At 37.2% G+C, this 21,343-nt stretch carries 20 protein-coding genes; 12 read left to right on the plus strand and 8 right to left on the minus strand.

Annotation, left to right across the window (positions count from 1 at the left end; all coding sequences use genetic code 11):
- Nucleotides 1-24 precede the first annotated feature (24 nt).
- Complete coding sequence (locus tag J0M37_11405; protein MBN8585690.1) at nt 25-495, minus strand: GNAT family N-acetyltransferase; 471 nt, start codon at nt 493-495, stop codon at nt 25-27.
- Nucleotides 496-560: 65 nt separating this feature from the next.
- Between J0M37_11405 and J0M37_11410 the strand changes: the two genes are divergently transcribed.
- The 12 genes from J0M37_11410 (at nt 561) to J0M37_11465 (ending at nt 11,234) form a co-directional block, all read left to right on the plus strand.
- Nucleotides 561-1,001 carry a 6-carboxytetrahydropterin synthase gene (locus J0M37_11410; protein MBN8585691.1) on the plus strand — a complete coding sequence of 147 codons (441 nt, stop codon included), beginning with the start codon at nt 561-563 and terminating at the stop codon, nt 999-1,001.
- A 29-nt stretch (nt 1,002-1,030) separates the two neighbouring features.
- Nucleotides 1,031-1,366, plus strand: a complete 336-nt coding sequence (locus J0M37_11415) for a GIY-YIG nuclease family protein (protein ID MBN8585692.1) — start codon at nt 1,031-1,033, stop codon at nt 1,364-1,366.
- Nucleotides 1,367-1,383: 17 nt separating this feature from the next.
- Nucleotides 1,384-2,055, plus strand: coding sequence for a radical SAM protein (locus J0M37_11420; GenBank protein ID MBN8585693.1), 672 nt, complete (start codon nt 1,384-1,386; stop codon nt 2,053-2,055).
- Nucleotides 2,055-2,738, plus strand: coding sequence for a 7-cyano-7-deazaguanine synthase QueC (queC, locus tag J0M37_11425; protein MBN8585694.1), 684 nt, complete (start codon nt 2,055-2,057; stop codon nt 2,736-2,738). The genes J0M37_11420 and queC overlap by 1 nt, the downstream gene beginning before the upstream one ends.
- A 20-nt stretch (nt 2,739-2,758) precedes the next feature.
- A complete protein-coding gene (locus J0M37_11430) occupies nt 2,759-3,520 on the plus strand; it encodes a hypothetical protein (protein MBN8585695.1) in 762 nt (253 codons plus the stop codon).
- A gap of 169 nt (nt 3,521-3,689) precedes the next feature.
- Nucleotides 3,690-5,948, plus strand: a complete 2,259-nt coding sequence (locus J0M37_11435) for a PKD domain-containing protein (protein ID MBN8585696.1) — start codon at nt 3,690-3,692, stop codon at nt 5,946-5,948.
- A gap of 160 nt (nt 5,949-6,108) precedes the next feature.
- Nucleotides 6,109-6,855, plus strand: coding sequence for an electron transfer flavoprotein subunit beta/FixA family protein (locus tag J0M37_11440; GenBank protein ID MBN8585697.1), 747 nt, complete (start codon nt 6,109-6,111; stop codon nt 6,853-6,855).
- Nucleotides 6,855-7,832, plus strand: a complete 978-nt coding sequence (locus tag J0M37_11445) for an electron transfer flavoprotein subunit alpha/FixB family protein (GenBank protein ID MBN8585698.1) — start codon at nt 6,855-6,857, stop codon at nt 7,830-7,832. The genes J0M37_11440 and J0M37_11445 overlap by 1 nt, the downstream gene beginning before the upstream one ends.
- A 21-nt stretch (nt 7,833-7,853) precedes the next feature.
- On the plus strand, nt 7,854-8,468 hold the full coding sequence (locus J0M37_11450; protein ID MBN8585699.1) for a bifunctional nuclease family protein: 615 nt from the start codon (nt 7,854-7,856) through the stop codon (nt 8,466-8,468).
- 85 nt (nt 8,469-8,553) lie between these two features.
- Nucleotides 8,554-9,324 (plus strand): type III pantothenate kinase, encoded by a 771-nt coding sequence (locus J0M37_11455; protein ID MBN8585700.1) that lies wholly within the window; start codon nt 8,554-8,556, stop codon nt 9,322-9,324.
- 2 nt (nt 9,325-9,326) lie between these two features.
- Nucleotides 9,327-9,746, plus strand: a complete 420-nt coding sequence (locus tag J0M37_11460) for a YjbQ family protein (protein ID MBN8585701.1) — start codon at nt 9,327-9,329, stop codon at nt 9,744-9,746.
- Between the two features lie 9 nt (nt 9,747-9,755).
- Nucleotides 9,756-11,234 (plus strand): glycosyltransferase family 39 protein, encoded by a 1,479-nt coding sequence (locus J0M37_11465; GenBank protein MBN8585702.1) that lies wholly within the window; start codon nt 9,756-9,758, stop codon nt 11,232-11,234.
- A 49-nt stretch (nt 11,235-11,283) separates the two neighbouring features.
- Here the strand turns inward: J0M37_11465 and J0M37_11470 are convergent, their stop codons facing one another.
- The 7 genes from J0M37_11470 to J0M37_11500 all read right to left on the minus strand — a co-directional run bounded on the left by J0M37_11470 (nt 11,284) and on the right by J0M37_11500 (nt 21,320).
- Nucleotides 11,284-14,997 (minus strand): CoA activase, encoded by a 3,714-nt coding sequence (locus J0M37_11470; GenBank protein MBN8585703.1) that lies wholly within the window; start codon nt 14,995-14,997, stop codon nt 11,284-11,286.
- A gap of 31 nt (nt 14,998-15,028) precedes the next feature.
- The gene (locus J0M37_11475; GenBank protein ID MBN8585704.1) at nt 15,029-16,717 is read right to left on the minus strand and encodes an activator of (R)-2-hydroxyglutaryl-CoA dehydratase; all 1,689 of its coding nucleotides are present in this window, start codon (nt 16,715-16,717) and stop codon (nt 15,029-15,031) included.
- A 184-nt stretch (nt 16,718-16,901) separates the two neighbouring features.
- Nucleotides 16,902-18,236, minus strand: coding sequence for an oleate hydratase (locus tag J0M37_11480; protein MBN8585705.1), 1,335 nt, complete (start codon nt 18,234-18,236; stop codon nt 16,902-16,904).
- On the minus strand, nt 18,233-19,075 hold the full coding sequence (locus J0M37_11485) for a squalene/phytoene synthase family protein (protein MBN8585706.1): 843 nt from the start codon (nt 19,073-19,075) through the stop codon (nt 18,233-18,235). Before J0M37_11485 ends, J0M37_11480 begins: the two co-directional genes overlap by 4 nt.
- A 15-nt stretch (nt 19,076-19,090) precedes the next feature.
- Nucleotides 19,091-19,999: a squalene synthase HpnC gene (gene hpnC, locus J0M37_11490; protein MBN8585707.1), complete on the minus strand. Its 909-nt coding sequence runs from the start codon at nt 19,997-19,999 to the stop codon at nt 19,091-19,093.
- A 127-nt stretch (nt 20,000-20,126) separates the two neighbouring features.
- A complete protein-coding gene (locus J0M37_11495; GenBank protein MBN8585708.1) occupies nt 20,127-20,483 on the minus strand; it encodes a hypothetical protein in 357 nt (118 codons plus the stop codon).
- Between the two features lie 222 nt (nt 20,484-20,705).
- Nucleotides 20,706-21,320 carry a hypothetical protein gene (locus J0M37_11500; GenBank protein MBN8585709.1) on the minus strand — a complete coding sequence of 205 codons (615 nt, stop codon included), beginning with the start codon at nt 21,318-21,320 and terminating at the stop codon, nt 20,706-20,708.
- Nucleotides 21,321-21,343: the final 23 nt, after the last annotated feature.

The raw sequence follows: 21,343 nt of genomic DNA on the forward strand, positions 1-21,343 counted from the left end.
CAATTCCATAGCGATAAACTGCTGTTATTTGGTCAGATCAAGCTCGAGAAAAAGTGTGTGGGGGTTGGGATTGTGGTAATATGGCTCGGTTTCAACAAATCCGTGTTTTGTGTAAATTTCAACCGCCTTCGGCATCTTCTCTTTGATGGTATCCAGACGCATTGTTTTGTATCCTACATCTTTGGCATCATTAATTATCTTTGTTACCAATGTATTGCCTATACCTTTTCCCCGTAATTCTTCTTTCAGGAAGAGGCGTTTCATTTCACAAATGCCGTCTTCAATTTTACGAAGAGCAATACATCCGGAGTATTTGCCGTCATACTTCACAATATACAGCCTGCCTTCAGGGGGTGAATATTTACCCGGCAGAGTGTTTACTTCTTCTTCAAATCCCTGGAAACACAAAGAAACATTCAGCCATTTTTCATATTCTCTAAAAAGCCGTTTAGTTTCTTCTGTTAATTCAGGAGTGTTAACCGGGAGTATTTCTATGTTATTATTTTCCAATGCTGAAATTCCTTTAAATTACTTTCAAATTTAATTAACTTTGGTGAATTATGAAAATCTCAAAACAATACCACTGGGAAATGGGACACCGTTTACCGTTTCACAAGGGTTTATGCAAAAATATCCACGGCCACTCATACCGCATGAATGTTGAAATTACAGGCGGACTGGATAAGAACGGTATGGTCATAGATTTTTTTGACCTTAACAGAATCGTAAAGCCAATAATCGAAAAATACGACCATGCATTCTTATGCTGGAGGGGTGATAAAAAGGTACTCGATTTTTTATCCAAGAATAAAATGAAAAAAGTTGTAGTTGATTATCACTCAACAGTAGAAAACATTTGTGCTGATTTTACCGATAAGCTTACTAATGAACTGCTTGATATTAAAGGGCATAAGTTCGAAGAATTAACGGTGAAGATTTATGAGAGTCCAAACAGCTACGCAGAAAAATCGAGATTGCTGGCAAAGGGGCTTCTTATATAATCCCCGCGAAAGCGGGGATCCAATCAAATATGAATTATTTTGTTTACATATTAGCTAGTCAACGAAATGGTACTTTGTACGTTGGTTTCACTGACGATATTCTCAAAAGAATAGAAGAACATAAAAATTTCAAATATGATGGCTTTACAAAGAGATTCAAAGTAACCAATTTAGTTTATTTTGAAAGACACATTTATTTAGACGAGGCTATGAAAAGGGAAAAACAATTAAAGAAATGGGATAGAAGTTGGAAAATTGAGTTAATAAAGAGAACTAATCCTGAATGGAATGAATTATCATTGGGATTTAAGAAAAACCTTTCAAACATAGAAAAGTTAGATTTGTTGTTCGGAAAAAAAAGATGAGTAATTTAGAATCACAAATGGTTCCCCGCTTTCGCGGGGATACGGCACAACTTAAAATCAACGAGATATTCCACTCTATCCAGGGTGAATCTACCAAAGCAGGACTGCCTTGTGTATTTGTAAGATTAACATATTGCAATATTCGATGTGTTTACTGCGATACTGAATATGCCTTCTACGAAGGCTCAGACAGATCCATTGATGATATCATTGCGGAAGTAAGATCATACAAATGCAATCTGGTAGAGATTACCGGGGGTGAACCTTTGGTTCAGGAAAATGTCCATATTCTGATGAAAGAGCTATGTGACCTTGGTTTTGAAGTGCTGATAGAAACGGGAGGTTCATTACCAATTGAAAATATTGATAGCCGTGTTAAAGTGATCATGGATCTTAAAACCCCTTACAGCAAAATGGAAAAAAAGAACCGGTACGAAAATATTCAATATTTAAAGCCAAATGATGAAGTGAAGTTTGTAATAGGCAGCAGAGATGATTATGAATGGGTTAAGGAAATGATAAGTAAGTATGACCTGGTAAATAAAGCTGGACAGGTTTTACTTTCACCTGTTTTTGATAAAGTAGAAAATATTCAGCTGGCTGAGTGGATCCTGCAGGATAAGCTGGATGTGAGGTTTCAGCTGCAGATGCATAAATATATATGGCATCCTGAGGCAAGGGGAGTGTAATGGAAAAAGCTGTAATATTGGTAAGCGGGGGAATGGATTCACTGGTAACAGCGGCAATTGCATCTGATAAATACCGGCTTGCATTTTTACACTTAAATTACGGTCAGCGGACAGAAAAGCGTGAGCTGAAGGCATTTAATGATATTGCTGATCATTATAAGGTTGCCGATAGATTGATTGTTAATATAAATTATCTTGCTGAGATCGGCGGTTCATCTCTGACAGATAAGAGTATTGAAATAACCAAAGCAGATCTGAATAATAAAGATATCCCAACATCGTATGTTCCATTCAGGAACGCTAACATACTTTCTATTGCTGTTAGCTGGGCAGAGGTAATTAATGCCAGCAAGATATTTATTGGAGCAGTAGAAGAAGATTCAAGCGGTTACCCTGACTGCAGGGAGGTATTTTATGAGGCATTTAATAAAGTTATTGCGCTTGGAACAAAACCTTCAACTGAAATTAAAATAGAAACCCCTATTATCCATTTGAAAAAATATGAGATCATAAAAAAAGGAGCGTCAATTAATGCCCCGTTTGAGCTTTCATGGTCTTGTTATAAATCTGAAGAAAAAGCCTGCGGCGAATGTGATTCATGTGCTTTAAGATTAAAGGGATTTCAGCAGGCAGGTCTTGTTGACCCGATAGATTATATTTACCGTCCATTGTATATAAAATAACTAACTTAAATATTATAATAATGAAAAAACTCAATTTTATTGCTAATTTATTTTTGATTTTCGTTTTAGCATTTTCACTTATTACCGGCTGCGGCAAAAAAGATGAAAGCACAGGTAAAACTGATGATAAAAAGTCTGATACAAAAGAATCAAATGATAAAACTACATTTTCGAAAGATAAACCTTTTAAGGTAGAATTTGAAGTGACCGGAAATGAAAAAGGAAAAGGTACTGTCGAAGCTATTTATGATGGCAAAAAATGCCGTTCAACCAGTACTTTCGATGCAGACGGGAAAAAATTATCTGCGGTAGCATATTTTGATGGAGGTGATGTTGTTTATACTGTCAGTGAAATTGCCGGGGTTAAAATGGGTATGAAGTTTGATAAAACAAAATTCAGCGAAACAAAAGATAATGTTGATGTAAACACTTTCCGTGACTACCTTGATAAAATGGATAAGATAGGTGAAGAAGAAATTATAGGTTATAAATGTGAAATTTATAAACATAAAGAAAAGAATTTTACTGTAAGCCTATATGAAAAAACCGTTCCATTAAGGATGGGTTCAGCAGACGGCAAAACGTATATGAAGGCTGTTAAATTTGAAAATGATGTTAAAGTTTCCGATGATATGTTTAAAGCTCCACAGGATGTTAAATATATGGATATGACAAATATGCTTGAAGACATGAAAAACATGAAAGATGGCGGAAAGAATCTTCAGGATTTGAAAGATAAGACCAAGGAAATGGAAGAAATTATGAAAAATTATAAAAAATAAATTTTATTAAATTAAGTATAATAAGCCGTATTCTATACGGCTTTTTTTATATTTTTTCAAATGGGTTTACTTAATTTATAAATTCATATATATTGTAAATATATCAGCCTGAAAAATCTGTTTAAAATAGTAAATTAAACCAATCATCCATTTAATTAATTATTTAATAATGAAAAATATTAATATTCTGTTTTTACCCTCAATTTTTATCCTTCTGTGTTTTCATCCTATATTTTCACAGTATAATTCCGGTGGGCAACCCATCAGCTCACTAACTTCTCTGAACAATGATTATCAGTCTGTTGAAATGCCGCATTTTGATGTGGAAGCTATGTATGATGAAGACCGGATGAACATTTCAAAACCGGATGTACCTTTCAGATATGGAAAAGTATTTGAAGTAAACTTTGATCTTAATAATTCAGGAACATGGACCTCACTGCAAGATGGAAGCAGGGTATGGAGACTTGAAATAACTTCTCAGAATGCATATTCTATAAATTTATTTTATGATGAATTTTATATGCCTGAAGGTGGGTTGTTATATCTCTATAATTCTGATAAATCTGAAGTGATTGGAGCTTTTTCAAAGCTTAATAATACTTCTGATAGATATTTTTCTACAGCCCCTACAAGAGGAGATGCAACCGTGATAGAATATTATGAACCAGTACATTCAAAAGGTAAAGGTAAACTCAGTATCAGACAGGTAGTTCATGCTTATAAGGATATTTACGGATTACTTAGTGTAGCTGAATTACAATGCAATATTAATATAAATTGCCCGGTAGGTGCTCCCTGGGTACAGGAAAAACGTTCAGTTACCAGAATAACATTTACTCAAGGAGGTAGCGGGTATTTATGCACTGGTTCATTAATGAACAACACCCTTCAGGATAGAAGCCTACTTTACTTAACCGCTGAACACTGTTCACCGGATAACCATTCAAGCATGGTTTTTTATTTTAATTATGAAAATCCATCGTGCTGGGGTAATGGAGGGTCACTTGCTCAAACTCTTTCGGGAGCAACTTTAAAAGCAGCAAATTATATGACGGATTTCAGGCTGGTGCAGATAAACGGTACATTACCTGCTTCTTATAATGGTTTTTTTAACGGCTGGGATAGAACAGGTAATCAACCGGCTAATGAAACAGCAATTCACCATCCGGGTGGAGCAAATAAAAAAATTTCAATAGATAATAATCCAGCTATTACCTCAAACGGTTTTGGTGGAAGGTTAGTGAACGGTTTTTGGCAAGTAGTCTGGGATATTGGCATGACTGAAGGAGGATCTTCAGGGTGCCCTTTATATGATGAGAATAAGCTGGTTATAGGACAGAATCTGGGAGGAATTGCTTCCCAATGTGAAAATCCTCAGGCAGTTTACAAAGTATTTGGAAAACTATCTCAGTCATGGGGATATGGAGGTTCTTCAACAAATCAGCTGAAAGACTGGCTTGACCCTAATAATTCAAATGTAAATACATTGCCCGGAATTAATGCTGTAACCGGAAGCGCTCCTGTAGCTAATTTTACGTCTGATACGGCAAATTTACCGATAGTCGGTGGTAGTATAAATTTTACAGATCTTTCAACTTATACACCTACTTCATGGAGCTGGAGTTTTCCTGGAGGAAATCCTTCTACTTCTTCAGTAAAAAATCCATCTAATATATCATATACTCAAACCGGCGCATATACAGTTTCACTTACAGCAACAAATTCATTCGGTTCAAACACCTATACGTTTGTAAATTATGTTAAAGTAGCAGGTGTCCCTTTAAATTCATATCAACTGCAGAGCCCTCCAAGTTTATCAGTAGTTGAAGTATCTTCTTCAGATCTTTCACCTGTGAAATTTACCTGGAGAAAGGCAAATCCTGATCCTTCTGTTAAATATACTTTTAAGATCAGGAAATTAGGAACAAATCAGGATTACAATTATACAAGTGATAACAATGGAGTAGATTCTGTAAGCACATTCAGAAAAAGCTTTCTGGATAGTCTTGCATCAACAATTGGCTACACAGGAGATTCATTGAGGTGTACGTGGAGAGTTTCTGCAACTAACGGACTTGATACATTACTTGCTGCATCTTCGTTTTTGGTAACAATAAAACGATCAACAATAGGTATTTCACAGATAGGTACTACTGTACCGGGAAGTTACAAGCTGTATAATAATTATCCTAACCCGTTTAACCCTAAAACAATTATTAACTTTGATGTACCTAAAGAAGGAATTGTCAGCCTTAAAATTTATAATTCTATTGGCGAAGTTGTTGCTGTAATTACAGAAAGCAATTTTAAGCCCGGTAAGTACCACGTGGATTTTGACGGCTCTGATTTAGCATCCGGTATCTATTTTTATGCTCTGCAGTCCGGAAATTACAGGCAGGTAAATAAAATGGTCCTGGTAAAATAGTCTTTTAAAAAATAATAATTATCTGAAAAAGGAACAGTTTTGCTGTTCCTTTTTATTTTTATGGATTTTGCACTAATTTGGTAATTGAACATTTGGCAAAAATTAGCTATTTTTGTTAATATAAGCAAAAAATCTACATTTTTAAGAGGAAGGTAAACCAATGAAAATTGCAGTTTGTGTTTCGCAGGTACCTGATACAACTACGAAAGTAAAGATAGGTTCTGACGGAAAAACTATCGACCCTGCAGGAGTTACATATATTATAAACCCGTATGATGAATTTGCTGTTGAAGCGGCACTTCAGCTGAAAGAAAAAAACGGCGGAGAAACAGTAGTTTTATCCGTAGGTAAAGATTCAAACAAAGAAGCAATAAAAAAAGCGTATGCTATGGGAATCGAAAAAGGCATATTAATAAAATCAGATGCCGAAATGGATTCTTACACTGTAGCAAGAAATCTAGCCGATGTGCTTAAAGAAATTAACGCAGATATAATATTCTTTGGAAAGCAATCAATTGATTACGATGATTCACAAGTAGGAAGCTTAACAGCTGAAATGCTCGGAATTCCTTCAATAAATGTTGTTGTAAGCTTAAACATTGAAGGTAATAAAGTTACCTGTGAACGTGAAATTGAAGGCGGTAAAGAAGTTGTTGAATCTACATTACCTGTTGCGATATCAGCTCAGCGCGGACTTAACAACCCAAGATACCCTAATCTGAAAGGCATAATGGCAGCAAAATCAAAACCAATAGAGGAAAGACAGCCGACTTATACAGAAAATAAAACTGAAATATTGACAATGTCACTTCCAAAGCCTAAACCTAAAGGAAAGATCGTCGGTACTGATGTATCTGCAGTTCCTGAACTTGTAAAACTGTTAAGAGAGGAAGCAAAGGTGATATAATGGGAAAAATTCTTGCTTTTATTGAATCACGTGATAATAAAATAAAAAATTCCGGTTTTGAAACAGCATCTGCTGCTGTAAAACTCTCATCAGAACTTGGTATCGAAGCAGAAGCTATTCTGATCGGAAATGCTGTATCTCCATTGGCCGGGGAGCTTGGTTCGTACGGAATAAAAAAAGTTTTAATTGTTGAAGACCCCAGGCTTGAAAAATATTCAACCACTGCATACTCTAAAATACTTGCTGATACAGCAAAACATCGAGGGGCTGATATTATAATTCTTTCTGCTACAGCAATGGGTAAAGACCTCTCACCCCGTGTATCAGCAAAACTTGAAGCGGGTTTGGTTGCAGATTGTACTGATATCAGAACCGAAGGCGGAAACATAATAGCCACCAGGCCTGTTTATGCAGGTAAAGCGCTAATTGAAGTGAAAGTTACTTCACCTGTAAAAATATTTACATTAAGGCCTAATGTTTTTAAACCTCTTAAAGCTGAAGGAATAACAGCAGAATCAGAGAAAGTGGACGTTTCAATAGCTGATACCGATATAAATGTGCAGGTAAAAGATGTTGTGGTAAGCAATGAGAAGCTTGATGTAACTGAAGCAAATGTAGTTGTATCAGGCGGCAGGGGCTTAAAAGGACCAGAAAACTTTTACCTTGTCGAAGATCTTGCAAAAGTTTTAGGCGGTGCAGCCGGTGCTTCACGAGCAATTGTAGATGCAGGATGGAGGCCGCACTCAGACCAGGTGGGCCAGACAGGTAAAACTGTCTCTCCAAGCTTATATATTGCTGTTGGAATTAGCGGTGCAATTCAGCATCTTGCAGGAATGTCATCATCAAAATGCATTGTGGCAATAAATAAAGATAAAGATGCGCCAATTTTTCAGATAGCGGACTACGGTATTGTTGCTGATGCGCTTGAAATTATGCCTGCTTTAACTGAGGAGTTCAGAAAAGTACTTTCGAATTAGAAAAGGAAAGAACAGAGTTTAATGGATAACGATAAAATTCAGGTTGATATATTAGGACTATCACCCACGCCGGCTCCGGGTGGCGGAGGGTATGCCCTTATCTTGAAAGAAATTGGCGGCGAAAGAAGGCTTCCGATAATTATCGGCAGCTTTGAAGCACAGCATATTGCATTAGAGCTTGAGGGAATTAAGCCTCCAAGACCTTTAACCCATGACCTGATAAAAAATATTATTGAACAGCTCGGATTTTCGATATCATATGTTTATATCAATGAGCTTAGGGATGGTACATTTTTTGCCAAGATCAAAATGGATGTTGGAAGTGTTGATGAAATTGATTCAAGGCCTTCTGATGCTATAGCTTTGGCTCTTAAATTTGCTGTACCAATCTATGTAAATGAAGAAGTAATGAATGAAGTTGCATTTTTGCCTGATAAAGAAGGTGATGAAGAGAACCCTGCTGATGACCTTTTTAAACCGGCGGAAACTGCTGAAACACAGGAAAAGATAACGGATCCATATACCAGAAAATTAAACAAGCTACAAACTGACCTTAAAACAGCAATAGACAGCGAAGATTATGAAAAAGCAGCTTCACTTCGGGATGAGATCAAAAAACTTGTATTAAGCAGGTAAATTCTGATTTTTAAATATTTCTAATATATAAAAATGCCTGTTTTATACAGGCATTTTTATTAATTTATGAATGTACTTTTAATTTATGAACCTACTTATTGATATTGGCAACAGCTTTACTCATTTCGCCGTTTTTAACGGAATTAAAATTATCAAACAAAAACACTGTCCTACCGGCAGCCTTAAAGAGCTTTTAACAACCCTTAAGTATTATTCTAATGATGTGAAAATATCCGGAATCGGGATATCATCTGTTGTTCCAAAAGTCGAAAAGACGTTAAGTAAAACTATTAGGAATATTTTTAAAATAAATCCACTAACCGTTAATTATAAAAGTAAGTTACCGATTAAACTTAAAGTTAAATATCCTTTTACCGTTGGGGCAGACAGAATCTGCAATGCAGTGTTCGGGTACCTCTCTCAAAATAAAAAAACAAATGTATTGGTTATAGACCTTGGGACTGCAAACACTTATGACCTAATTTTGAAAAATGGTGATTTTATAGGTGGAATTATAGCTCCGGGTATTATGACAAGCTCAAAAGCCCTTAAAGTCCAAACCGCTGCTCTTCCGTTTATAGGCTACAATAAATTAAAGCCTAATACTCCGTTGATAGGCAAATTTACCGAAGAAGCAATTAGATCAGGCCTTATAAATTACATGAAATTCGCTACCGAAGGAATTGTAAACGCTGTGAGAAAACAGTATTCCGGTAAATTAACAGTGATATTAACAGGCGGCTCATCTTTTCTGCTGAAAAATAATGTTAATTTTAAATATATTTACAGGGAAAATACTGTTCTCGAAGGATTAAATTTCATACTTAATTATCAAAAAAATAATTCTTTTTACTGAAAATGAAAATTATAACTGAAAATCATTTTTTTGAAACCAGGGGAGATTGTGATATTGTCAATCTTTCTGATCAATTATTCAGCGCTTATGAACGAACAAAGCTGAAAAACGGAAACGTTACAGTATTTGTAACAGGCTCAACTGCTTCTATAAGCACAATTGAGTATGAACCCGGCCTTAAAAAAGATATGCCGGAATTACTGGAAAAATTTATTCCCAGCGGAAAAAAATATCACCATAACAGCACATGGGGAGATAATAACGGACATGCGCATCTGCGCTCAACATTGTTCGGATGTTCACAAACAATCCCTTTTTTAAACGGAGAGCTTTTACTGGGTACATGGCAGCAGGTAATTTTAATGGATTTTGATGAAAAACCAAGGAAAAGAAAAGTAATTTTCCAGTTTATTGGCGAATAAATATCATTAATGGATAAAAAAACTGAAAAATTCCTGCTTTTTATTCTCTTCGGTTTTTGCCTGGCACTTAGGCTTACCTTTATATCACAGAAAAATCTCTGGTTTGATGAAGTTTTTTCATGGCATTTAAGCATGGATTCATTCTATGAAATCATCGTTCGAACCTCAAATGACATTCACCCTCCGCTGTATTACTTCACTTTAAAAATATGGAACTTTCTTTTTGGCGATTCAGTAGTTTCGATGAGACTTTTATCATCAATTTTTACCTCTGCTGCAGTTTTTTTCATTTATCCGTTAAGCAAGCGAATTATGGAGCCCTGGAAGGCATTCATTGTATTGCTTTTATATTCTGTTTCACCCTTGAATATTTATTATTCACAGGAAGTCCGGATGGCAGCAATGAACCTGTTTCTCAACGCAGGCTCAGTATACTTTTTGATGAAGCTTACTGATATTAAACACAGCCATCACAGGATATATAAGGATAAATATTCGCTTCTTTACGTTGGTTTTACAGCCGCGGCACTTTACACACATTATTTTTCTTTCTTTATACTTGCGGCAGAAGTTATTTATATTGCAGTAATTAACTTTAAAGACCGAAAGCAGGTAATATCATATTTGTATTTATGGCTTGGTGTACTTGCAGTATATATTTTATGGCTGCCAGACCTGATCTCACATATGAGAAGAGGGCAATCATGGCGGGTACCCCAGACATTTACGCAGGTACTTGGAGAGTATGTGAATTATGTCCGCGATCTTAACTTAGGCTTATATTATTATTATACTGATCTGGATCTGGTAAATTACATTACATATTTTGCTGCATTTGTAATTATAACAGCCCTGGTTGGAGTTATTATACACCGCAATAAACCAAGGAATAACACGGTACTGTTATTACTTTTGATATTATTTGTGCCGTTAATTTTAGCGGGGATAATTTCATTCAGGCAAAAAATTGAGTTTTACCGGTATTTAAGCATACTTGTTCCGTTTATTACTATTTTCCTGGTTTACGGGGTTTCGAAATGGAATTTTAAGCCTTTGGTATTTATTTTGTTGTTAATATACTTATCGGTGAATATTTACGGCATTACAATCCATTTTTCTTTTAAATTCAAAAATGATGATTACAGAAGGTTGATAGAACAGATCCAAACAGACCATAAGGCAGGGGACAGGATCTACGTTGAGCCGCATTACAATGGATGGGTCATAGATTATTACAAAAAACAGGATAATCTGCAAATCCCCAATGCTGCCTTCGTCAGATATGGGTGGAATGAAGTTTTGGATTCAATAAAAATTCAAATACCCCCAAGATTCTGGGTTATTATGGATTACAGCTCAGTTGATACAACAAAATATGCTAAATATATAAGATCACTAAGTGAAAAATACTCAAAAGATTTTAATATGACATACTACCTAGCACCTCAAAAAGTTGAGCTTTACCGTTTTTCTCAAAGATCCAAATAAAAAAGCCGGTTAAAAATTTAACCGGCTTTATATTGTTTAAATCCTGAATTTAAGCTTCTACAGTTTCTTTAACCTCAGTTTTTGAACTCACATTGCCGTTTGAAGTTGATTTTTCAGCCGGTTTTACCTTGCTGAGATCGATTTCAATAGCATTGGAATTAAGACTGCCGTTATGATATTTGCCGGTACCCTGCTGTTTATGAATAACATCAAGTTTTTCCTGTAATTCATACTGTTTCCTTATCTTTTCTTCAAATTCTTTCATCTTTTCTTGAATTGTAAGTATTTTCTTTTCCTTGGCTATCATATCTTCCCTGTAGCGTTTCAGGAAGTAATGAATAGTCTCTACACGTATCTTAATTGAGCCTGTCGGTTTGTTCTCGTCAATATCTTTGAATGAGAAGTACGGCGTTCCGCTGTTTGAAACTATTTCTTCAACGACTGAATAAATAGGTGCATCATGGCCGCATTTGAATGAAGAAAGCTCCAGCGCAACCAGATTAGGATGGCGGGCAGTATATTTTGCAGCCCATACCTTACGGGTTGTGTTTTCACTGTATGAATTTTTCCATACATCACCAACATCCATACCGCCTTTTATTAACCCGGCTTTCACCTCATCGCCAAACAGCCTTTCGAGTATATCTTCATCTGTTGGAAGTGAATCCTGGTTGAAGACAGGGTAACCGAGTTTCTGGAATTCCTCGAGTATCTCGTGATTCATACCGGGATCATTATGATAAGGCCTTGCAAGAACAACTATTCCTATCTTGTTATCCTTTTCAAGCTGCTCAAGCGCTTTGCGCGCATGGCTTCTCATATTGTTTGTATATTTATCCAGGGCAGCGTATGCTTCATCAATAGCCCTGTCGTTCTCTTCCTTGCTTAAGCCAAGCTTCGGAGCCCATTCATCGAACATCTGTTTTGCGCAAAGCTTCTTTTCGGTCATATACAAATATGTATTTACATACTCAATACCGTTATCCTTAAAGATGTCGCTTTCCTTAATGAAAGCAGCTTTCGCAGCTTCTGCGGTAGCTGTAACTGTTGGACATGCATGATGCTGCTGTGCGTATATCAGGTCTGATGGAATAGTATCCACAATAGGGAGGAAGATGTAATCGATCTTCTTCTTTTTGTGAATTTTATAAATTAAGTTGTGTAAATGCGGAATACCTACTTTTGAAGGGAAACACGGATCAATTGCGCCGCGCTTTGCGCCCTCTTTGTATAATTCCTCACTAGTGTATTCAGAATATATTATATTACCCGGATTAATACCTAAAGCTTCAAAATATCCTGTGAAAAACGGAGTGTGAGCGTACATATTCAGCACTCTTGGAATAGCAATTACAACCTTATTCCTGTTTTTCATCAGTTCTACGCGTTTATCGAATTCTTCCTTAGCCTTTTTATCGAATTTCATTTTCAGCTCTTCGATCTTTGAAAGCACAGGAATTTCATCCATTACTTTCTTAGGTTCCTGGGATTTCCATACTTCAACAGCAGCATGCTCAACCAGGTTAGGAGTAATATCCTTTATCGCGTCCAACCCTTTTTTGATATCCTTCATTGAGCTAAGGTCTTCAACGGTGCCTTTTTCGCATGTTGCGATAATGAGCCTTTGAGTACCATCAACCAAAGGGACCTTTGAATCAGGGTTGACAATTTTTTCTTTGGGAAGCTGAATTGATTCATCTTTTACAAAAGGAATAGCCTTTTCATCTGTTGCTACATCAATAAATGTTCTGAGGCATTTATTCTTGCAGAAATAACAGCGAGTAGATTCATTCCTTGTGGTTTTGAATACAATTTTCGCAACCTTATCAAGTCCAATAAACTGGGTCCGCATACCGTTATCATAAAGCCTTGCAGCTTCAATACCGCAGCCAATAGCACCGGCTTCGCCTGTGTGTTTGTGTACAAACACATTCGGTTCAATTCCGCTGCCTTTGAATCTTTCGGTAATGAAATCAACCTGTGTTTTTACAGCTGCAAGATTATGCTGAGTACCGCCCTGCAGCACAAAGTTTTCGCCAAGCTTTGCAAGATTCGGTATCTGCGATACATACAGCCATATGTTTTTTGGCAATACGTTCGCAAGGCCCGCCATGATTTCTTCAGGTTTCCAGCCCTGCCTCTGGAAATCAACGATATCAGACTGCATGAAAACGGCGCAGCCGTAACCGAAGGTAGGATATTGTTTTGCCGAAAATGCTACATCAGCAAAATCCTCAACTGCATAACCGAATCCCTGTGCTGTTGACTGGAGGAAATAACCGTTACCTGCTGAGCATTGAGTGTTCAGCTTAAAATCAGTTACACGCCCCTGGTCCAATATAATTAACTTAATATCCTGGCCGCCAACATCAACAATCACATCAGTATCAGGGTAGAAATGAAGCGCTGCCTGTGTATGAGCAACAGTTTCAACAAGCGCTACATCACCGTGCAGTACATCTTTTAATATATCTTTTGCATAACCGGTTGTACCAATACCAAGTATTTCAAGGGTTGCACCCTGTTCTTTAACCTGGTCATGAATTTTCTGCAAAATATCAACAGTATCTTCAATCGGGTTACCTTTTGAAAGCTGGTAAGCTTTAACAAGCACCTGCTTATCAAGTGAGATAAGCGCAGCTTTGGTTGAAGTTGAGCCACCATCAAGTCCAATAAACCCTCTTATAACTTCGCCAGGCTTAAATGTAGCGGGTGTGAATTTGGGAATTTTATATTTTTCCTTAAAAGTATCAAGCTCAGCATCATCTTTATAAAGACCGCCGCCGCCTGAGAGCTTCATCAGTTTTTTCTTTTCTTCAGCTCTGCCAACATTAATGTAATATTCAAGGTCAGCATAGCCTTTATACCTGCCAATTTCAGGTTCTTCTTCCTTGCCGTACTCAATTGCACCTATAGCAGCAAAATACTGAGCGTTATCGGGAACCCTGATCAGCTCTTCAATAGGTACTGATTTATCATACGGTACATTTCTTTCATCCCACATTTTAGGAATGTTAGCCCTCCAGCAGTCCATCATTCCCTTAATATAACAGTTGGGACCACCCAGCAGTAATACTTCAGGCTTTAATGTATGACCGCGGGTTAATACGGACATATTCTGCTGAATGATTGATTCAAACAGGCTTGCCATAAGCTCATCGGCGGGAACGCCGGACTTCTGAAGGCCGTTAATATCAGTTTCAGCAAATACACCGCATTTACCTGCAACAGGGTGGAGCTTAAGTCCATAGTAACCCATATTGCACAGCTCCGCTGCCGGTATTTTTAGTTTAGCATTTATCTTATCGATAACAGCGCCAGTACCGCCGGCACATTTATCGTTCATAGAAGGAATTTTTTTCTTCTTGCCGGTTTCAGGATCTTCTTTGAAAACAATTATCTTCGCATCCTGGCCGCCTAATTCAATTACAGAAAGTGTCTTGGGGTAGAACTTTTCCACCGCAAGTGATACTGCGTTCACTTCCTGTACGAATTTCGCGCCGAGGAACCTTCCGATATTGCTTCCGCCTGAACCCGTTATGAAAATTCTTGCGCCTTCCAGGGCATCTTTGCCAATCTTATCTTCTATTGCCTTAAGCAGCTCCAGAGATTTTTCAGGCTGTTTGGTATCATGGCGCTGGTAATCAGACCAAAGTATCTTATCAGTATCAATATCCATTACAACAGCTTTAACAGTTGTTGAACCGACATCAAAACCGATATACAGCGGAGAGTTACCTTTATTATTATTTTGATTTGTCATATAATAAATAAATTTCTTAGTTCAACATTTATTAAGCTTTAACCGCTTCAGTTTTTGCTGCAACAGGTTTTATTCCGTCTTTCTTCATTCTATCCGAAACATGAAGTACGAAATTAGCAGCTACACCAATTACGCCTTTTTTGTGTCCGAAATGATAGAACGGCCTCTGCAGATCATCGTTTGCTTCAACGTAAGCTTTGATCTCTTCAAGTGTATATCCTGTTTCATCAAGACATTTTTTGAATTCAAGCTTGGCTTTCGCTTTTGCTTCGCCAAGAGCCATCTGCACTCTTGAATGAGCGTTTACATCGCCTTCGCCTGATGTTTCGATCGGGATAAATATCATATCCTTGAACATTGAAGTAACCGCTGACTGAACACCATCTGACTGTGTTGAAGGCATACAGCCGAATGGCTTAAGTGAAAGCACCATATGGCAAAGATCTTTGTTTACGTAGTAAATGTTCTTTGCTATTTCAAGGTGACCCTCGCCGCCTTCTACTCTTGAATTGTAGAACGGGTGGCCCAGTCTCTGCATTTCAAGCTGGTTTGCCAGCTCATGCGGCATGCCTTTGAATACTTTTCTTATTCTGTTGTATTCACGGTCAAAAACGCTTTCAGCGATCGAAAGAATTGTAACTGTCTTTTTATAATCTGTCAGGTTCTTCAGTTTTTTCAGTACCTGGAATGATTTCGGCTCTTCTTCACCTTCTTTAATTCCTTTTCTGTCATGGTACATATTCTTAGCCTGGTGAAGCATATAAAGTATCCATGTAGCAATAGGCTCAACCAAAAGCTGCGCGCCTTCTCTTTCGAGGAAGGGGAACATATTGAAGTTTCCGTCACCTTCGGTAGTCTGCGCCCAGAATTCACCTGTAACTTTACATATCGGCTTAACTCTTGTTCTGTCAACTTTAACTTCATTGAACTTCGCCTGGATCTCAGTGAGAGTTTCAATGTAATAGTCGCTCATTACCTGGTCAACAAAACGCTGAACGTAGTTTGAGCCCGGAAGCTTGCTTAAAAATGATCCCATTTTTGAATTAAAGTCAAAATATCTTTTGCCTTTCATTCTTTCATACATCATATCCATGCATTCTTCAAGCACTTTATCGGTTTCACCTGGATTAACTTCGTATGGTCTTATCTGGTAAGCAACATCGTTTAAGATATCGCCGATATTCATAGCATTAAGTATTCCGAGGAAGAAGTCCAGGTTCATTTCAAGTCCTGCTTCCATTTCTTCCTGCTCAAGGCCGCCTGTCTGCTGGAATATAAGCACCCTGAAGCCTTCGAAGCCTGAATTACGCAATGCAAGGCGGTATTCAGCTTCATACATACCAAAGCGGCATGGGCCGCATGCGCCTGCGGTGAAAAATACATAATCATTAATGATCTGTTCCTTGGTTAACCCTGATTTCTCCAGGTTCTGGAGGTATTCCACAAGGTTACCAACTGTGAAGTAAGTAGGATTGCACTGGCCATTATTGCCGTATTCCTTGCCTAACTGGAAGGCTTTTTTGCTTGGGGTTGGAATTTCACTGGCTTTGTAACCCAAACCCTGGAGAACACCTTTTATAAGCTTTTCATGTTTCCATGTTAACCCGCCGAATAAAATTGTAGTATTGGCGCGCTGATCTTTTGTAAAAGTGTTTTCCAGCGGTCTTTTAAAATGATCTATACGTGTTGCTTCAACGCCGTATTCCTTTTCAAGCCTCATTCTTTCTTCAAGCAGTAAACGCTGAATTTCAGCTTCCTTGCTTTCAGATTTTTTCAAACTGATACCTACCGGCGCACTTCCGGTTTTTGTATCTTCGTTTTGATTTTGATATCCCATAGTTTTACCCTTCCTTTAGGTATTTTTTGGTTTATTTATTTATACTTTTTTGTTCTAAACTTATTATTTAAATCAGCTTCAATATTTCGTTTGCTGCGGTTTTTCCGCTTTTAACAGCTCCTTCAATTGTTGCGGGAAGCCCTGTATTTGTCCAGTCACCTGCCAAAAACAGGTTTGAAACATCTGTTATGCAGTCAGGCCTCCGGCGTAATGAATTCTTATCAGGTATGAATGTTGCCCGCATTTCCTTTAAGACCCGGGAAGCTGTAACTTTCAGCTTTTTGAATTCCGGAAGGCATTGATTTAATTCATTTACTGCAAGCTCTGCCAGTTCATCCTTGTTCATTTCTGCGGCAGCGGCTGCGCTGCTTATCACCACGCAAACCTGGTCATTTGTGACCCTGAATACCCATTGTGATGTTGTGTTCAGCAGTCCCGCAAAATCAGTTTTCAGAATACCGCTGATATCACTATCAAATTTCAGGTGAATATTGACAATTGGTGAGGAAGTTAATTCCTCTATCCCTTTAAAATACTTTTTGTGATCTGTTTCGCTTAAAAGATTTTTAAAATTAAAGAACGGTACAGCACTTACATAAAAATCGGTTTTAACAGCGGTGTTATCTTCAAGTATTATTTCACTTACAGTATTATTGTTAATCTTAATTTCACTTATTCTGTTATTGGTGATTACTTTAGAACCATTTCGTTCCAGGTATTCAACAGCCGGTTTGATAAAGATATCACTCAAAAAACCTTTTGGCAGAACAAGCTCAGAACCGCCTTTTTCTATAAAACCCAGCTTTATCATATCACAGAACATACTTGCCGAAGTATTTTCAGGCTCTGCATTAAAAACCGCAATGATGAACGGTTTCCAGAAGTATCTTGTAGCCTTATCAGTTTGTGAGCTCAATTGGAAAAGCTCATCTGTATTCATGTTCAAAAGCTCAGCTTTCGGATAGCGATTCTTTTTTATCCCGTTAACAAGCTTCACAATGGAAAGCTTATCACTTAAGCCAAGGGCTTTATATCCCATTATTCCGCCCGCAAGATGCAGCGGGGGAGGGAGCTTTGAAGCTTTAAGTGAGTACTGAGCCCTGTTAACATCAGCAAATATTACTTCAAGCTGCTTCTGAAAGCTTAATTTTTCATAGGTACCGATCAGTTTCAGGTATTCAAACGTATTTTTATACCAGCTTGCAAGTATATGCTGCCCGTTATCAATTGTTAAGCCTGATGTTTTATCAAAGAACGAATAAACCCTGCCTCCAAACTTAGGGGAGGCTTCTATTAAAGTGACCCTAAAACCTTTTTGTGCCAGGAAAACGGCTGTTGAGAGTCCCGCCAGGCCGCCGCCAATTACTGCTGCACTTTTGTTAACTGTAACACTATTACTCAATATGCTATTTTATACTTAACAAAAACCCCGAATGTATAATATAATTTTTTCAGTTTTGAAACCTTAGCTTTTTTACTGAACACATTGTAATTCATTTTTTCGATCTTCTGGAGAATGTTAAAATATATCTTCTGCATTATGCGCGCGGGGAAAAGCTGTTTGCGGTCTTCCTTCGCGAAAGCGTTATTGGCTTTTTCGAAGTATTCGCGTGCGCGTTTACATTCAAACTTCATCAGCTCCACAAATGAATCATTATACCTGAAGTTCATCAGGTCATCTTCGGTGTAACCGAACTTCTTCATATCTTCTTCAGGAAGGTATATCCTGCCGTTCAAAGCGTCGAATTTTATATCTCTTAAAATATTGGTAAGCTGCAGTGCAATACCAAGATTCACCGCGTATTCCTTTGCGCTTTGTGTTTTGTAGCCGAAAATTTCTATGCACATAAGCCCAACTGTGGCAGCTGCTCTGAAGCAATACTGGTATAAGGTGTTAAAATCCTTATAACGCGAAACCTGCAGGTCAGCTTCCATACCTTTAATAAGCTCAAAGAAAGGCTCAACAGGAATATTGAAATTCCTGATTATTTTTGTGACCTGGTTCAGCAATGCATAGCTTGAAGAGCCTTTGAGCGCTTTTTCAAACTCATTTTTCCATTCCCGTATTTTGCGGAACTTAAGCTCGGTTGAATCATCTTCATTATCAACAATATCATCAGTCTGCCTGCAAAAAGCATAAACCGTGTTTATGGCCTCATACTTTTCCTTAGGCAGCAGCGAGAACGAATAAAGGAAGTTCGTTTTGCTTGATTGCGTTATTTCAATATGTTCTGTTGACAATTGTTATGTTAAATTTTAAAATCGTGAGCTTAAAAATATCTTTATTTTATCTAACCCTGAAATCCTGGGTCTTTGATTTAAAACGTTATAGTTAATTTCTTTGATCTTATTTAAAATTGTTGTTCCGCCAAGCCATGTTAATTTTAATTCCTTTGAAAGCCTTCTTGTCTCTGAGTTTTTTTCAGTCATTTCTATAAGCTTCCTGCCTTCATCAAACAACGCCATTGTTTTTTCAACTTCATGCTCCATCAGTTTCCTGAAATATCCGTTATCCTGCTTCATTTCAAGCTGCCGGTATGAATACCCGAACTTATTTATATCTTCTTCGGGCAGGTATATTCGGTCTTTCCTTAAGTCAACTTCAACATCCTGCCAGAAGTTCGTTAACTGCAGTGCAGTGCAAATTTTATCTGAATATTTAAAGAACTCCTCATCATGGCAGCCGAAGATCATTAACACAAGCCTGCCAACGGGGTCTGCAGAGCGTTTGCAGTAATCCAGAACTTCATCAAACGTGCTGTAACTGCTTTTAACTACATCCTGCCTGAAAGCGCTGAGGAGATCCTCGAGCGGTTTTATTGGTATTCTGCAATCTTCAACTGTTTTGCCAAGCGCTATGAAGATGGGGTCATAAGCCTTGCCGTTGTAACAATCCTTCAGCTTTTCGTTCCACTCATCCAGCAGTGCCAGCCTTTTTGGGCTGCCGCCTTCAATTCCTTCTTCGTCAGCAAAATCATCTGCGGCCCTGGCAAAAGCGTAAATAGCGTAAACATATTTGCGCTTTTCCTTAGGCAGCAGCAGTGATGCTACAGGAAAATTTTCGTAGTGACTTTTTGCGATATCTTCGCAGTATTTAAAAGAACTATTGAACAGCTCATCCTTATTGACCGTAATGACTCTATCTGCTGTGCCGCTGTTTTTCATATTGCACGAAACTGTGATAAACTGAATAATCTCAATTTATCCCGGGGTAAAATACCCTTAGTATTATGTAAAATTATTGCCTGAATTGTTACATTCAGGTTAAATAATAGCCGGATTAGTAATTAATTTAAATAATGAGTGCGGATTTCCGTAAATATGTTTCCTGTGAGCGCCACAGTGAAATATTGCCGGAATCAAGAATGCGATAAGTTATCAGATCTATTTTATGGTTAACAGACTTTGATATATTTTTAACTATTGATTGAAATGAAATACCCGAGCGTTTAAAGATGAGCGCAAAAAGGAGGATAATGAAGCCGGAAGAATTTGCGTTTGCCGGGTCTGTGGGATTGTAATAAAACGCCAGCCATATCATTGACATAGCGGTAAAAATTATCATCCAGAACCTGGTATTATAGCCTGCTGTATGGGGAGTAAGCCTTTTCCAATAAAGATTATTACATAACTTTCGGTAGAATTCCATAGTTAAAAAGTTATTCAAAACCCAAATAACTTTTGACAGAAATTCGCTTTTAAGCAGTAATTTTATTTGAAGTAAAATGTTCAAATTCTGTTTGATTTTATACGTAAAGTTAAGGAAATATGTTTGAAATGTCAATTAAATCAAAAATTTAATCTGTACACTTGTGTATAGATAAGAAGAGATAATTATTGTAGCGATAAAAGTCATATTTTGTGAAAAAAATTAACCACTAATTTCACGAACCTGATTGTTTCGTTTATTTGATCTCTTCCTCAAATAAAGTAGAATTTGATATAGTACCAATAACAGAAATAGAAATGTAACTATGTGCGAAAGGTAGTTTGCTATGATAGGAAAGATATTTTTATTAAGCACTTCTGTTAAGAATCCATCCTTATCGAACTTTAAATTGTCTTCGTTAATTTCTACATTTGCTGAATATTTGATATATTCTAAATCTACATATCCATAATTTCCATTTTTCTTCATAACTACCATACTTCTTGTCCTGCCCTCTATATCAAACACTTCAGAAACAGATATCCCCTTAACCGTTAAGAAAATCCATATAATATTTCCATTATTATCCAAATAGTAAACAGGTGAGAACAATTTTGAGTTATTAACTAAACTTAATTTGCCCGGAGTTGATGCTAGAAAATCAATGCTAGGTAATAACTTTAGCGTCATAAATGGAATTATAAAAACAGAAATCAGAACAATTCTTCCAATTCTTTGACTTGGTCTAGTCCTAAATACCATTATAAACAACAAAATGGAGATAACGTCAATAGATAATATTATATAACATGCAACTTCAGGAAAGTAATACAACATAAATAAGAATAGTTATATTTTGG

The sequence above is a fragment of the Ignavibacteria bacterium genome (assembly GCA_017303675.1).
GTDB lineage: Bacteria > Bacteroidota > Ignavibacteria > Tepidaquicellales > OLB5 > OLB5.

What these genes read in the sequence shown, in the direction of transcription:
- J0M37_11460 (MBN8585701.1), top strand. Translation starts at nt 9,327, where the DNA reads ATGAAAATTATAACTGAAAATCATTTTTTTGAAACCAGGGGAGATTGT.
- J0M37_11435 (MBN8585696.1), top strand. Translation starts at nt 3,690, where the DNA reads ATGAAAAATATTAATATTCTGTTTTTACCCTCAATTTTTATCCTTCTG.
- queC (MBN8585694.1), top strand. Translation starts at nt 2,055, where the DNA reads ATGGAAAAAGCTGTAATATTGGTAAGCGGGGGAATGGATTCACTGGTA.
- J0M37_11410 (MBN8585691.1), top strand. Translation starts at nt 561, where the DNA reads ATGAAAATCTCAAAACAATACCACTGGGAAATGGGACACCGTTTACCG.
- J0M37_11455 (MBN8585700.1), top strand. Translation starts at nt 8,554, where the DNA reads ATGAACCTACTTATTGATATTGGCAACAGCTTTACTCATTTCGCCGTT.
- J0M37_11465 (MBN8585702.1), top strand. Translation starts at nt 9,756, where the DNA reads ATGGATAAAAAAACTGAAAAATTCCTGCTTTTTATTCTCTTCGGTTTT.
- J0M37_11500 (MBN8585709.1), bottom strand. Translation starts at nt 21,320, where the DNA reads ATGTTGTATTACTTTCCTGAAGTTGCATGTTATATAATATTATCTATT.
- J0M37_11450 (MBN8585699.1), top strand. Translation starts at nt 7,854, where the DNA reads ATGGATAACGATAAAATTCAGGTTGATATATTAGGACTATCACCCACG.
- J0M37_11420 (MBN8585693.1), top strand. Translation starts at nt 1,384, where the DNA reads ATGGTTCCCCGCTTTCGCGGGGATACGGCACAACTTAAAATCAACGAG.
- J0M37_11415 (MBN8585692.1), top strand. Translation starts at nt 1,031, where the DNA reads ATGAATTATTTTGTTTACATATTAGCTAGTCAACGAAATGGTACTTTG.
- hpnC (MBN8585707.1), bottom strand. Translation starts at nt 19,999, where the DNA reads ATGAAAAACAGCGGCACAGCAGATAGAGTCATTACGGTCAATAAGGAT.
- J0M37_11445 (MBN8585698.1), top strand. Translation starts at nt 6,855, where the DNA reads ATGGGAAAAATTCTTGCTTTTATTGAATCACGTGATAATAAAATAAAA.
- J0M37_11430 (MBN8585695.1), top strand. Translation starts at nt 2,759, where the DNA reads ATGAAAAAACTCAATTTTATTGCTAATTTATTTTTGATTTTCGTTTTA.
- J0M37_11495 (MBN8585708.1), bottom strand. Translation starts at nt 20,483, where the DNA reads ATGGAATTCTACCGAAAGTTATGTAATAATCTTTATTGGAAAAGGCTT.
- J0M37_11440 (MBN8585697.1), top strand. Translation starts at nt 6,109, where the DNA reads ATGAAAATTGCAGTTTGTGTTTCGCAGGTACCTGATACAACTACGAAA.
- J0M37_11475 (MBN8585704.1), bottom strand. Translation starts at nt 16,717, where the DNA reads ATGAGGCTTGAAAAGGAATACGGCGTTGAAGCAACACGTATAGATCAT.
- J0M37_11470 (MBN8585703.1), bottom strand. Translation starts at nt 14,997, where the DNA reads ATGACAAATCAAAATAATAATAAAGGTAACTCTCCGCTGTATATCGGT.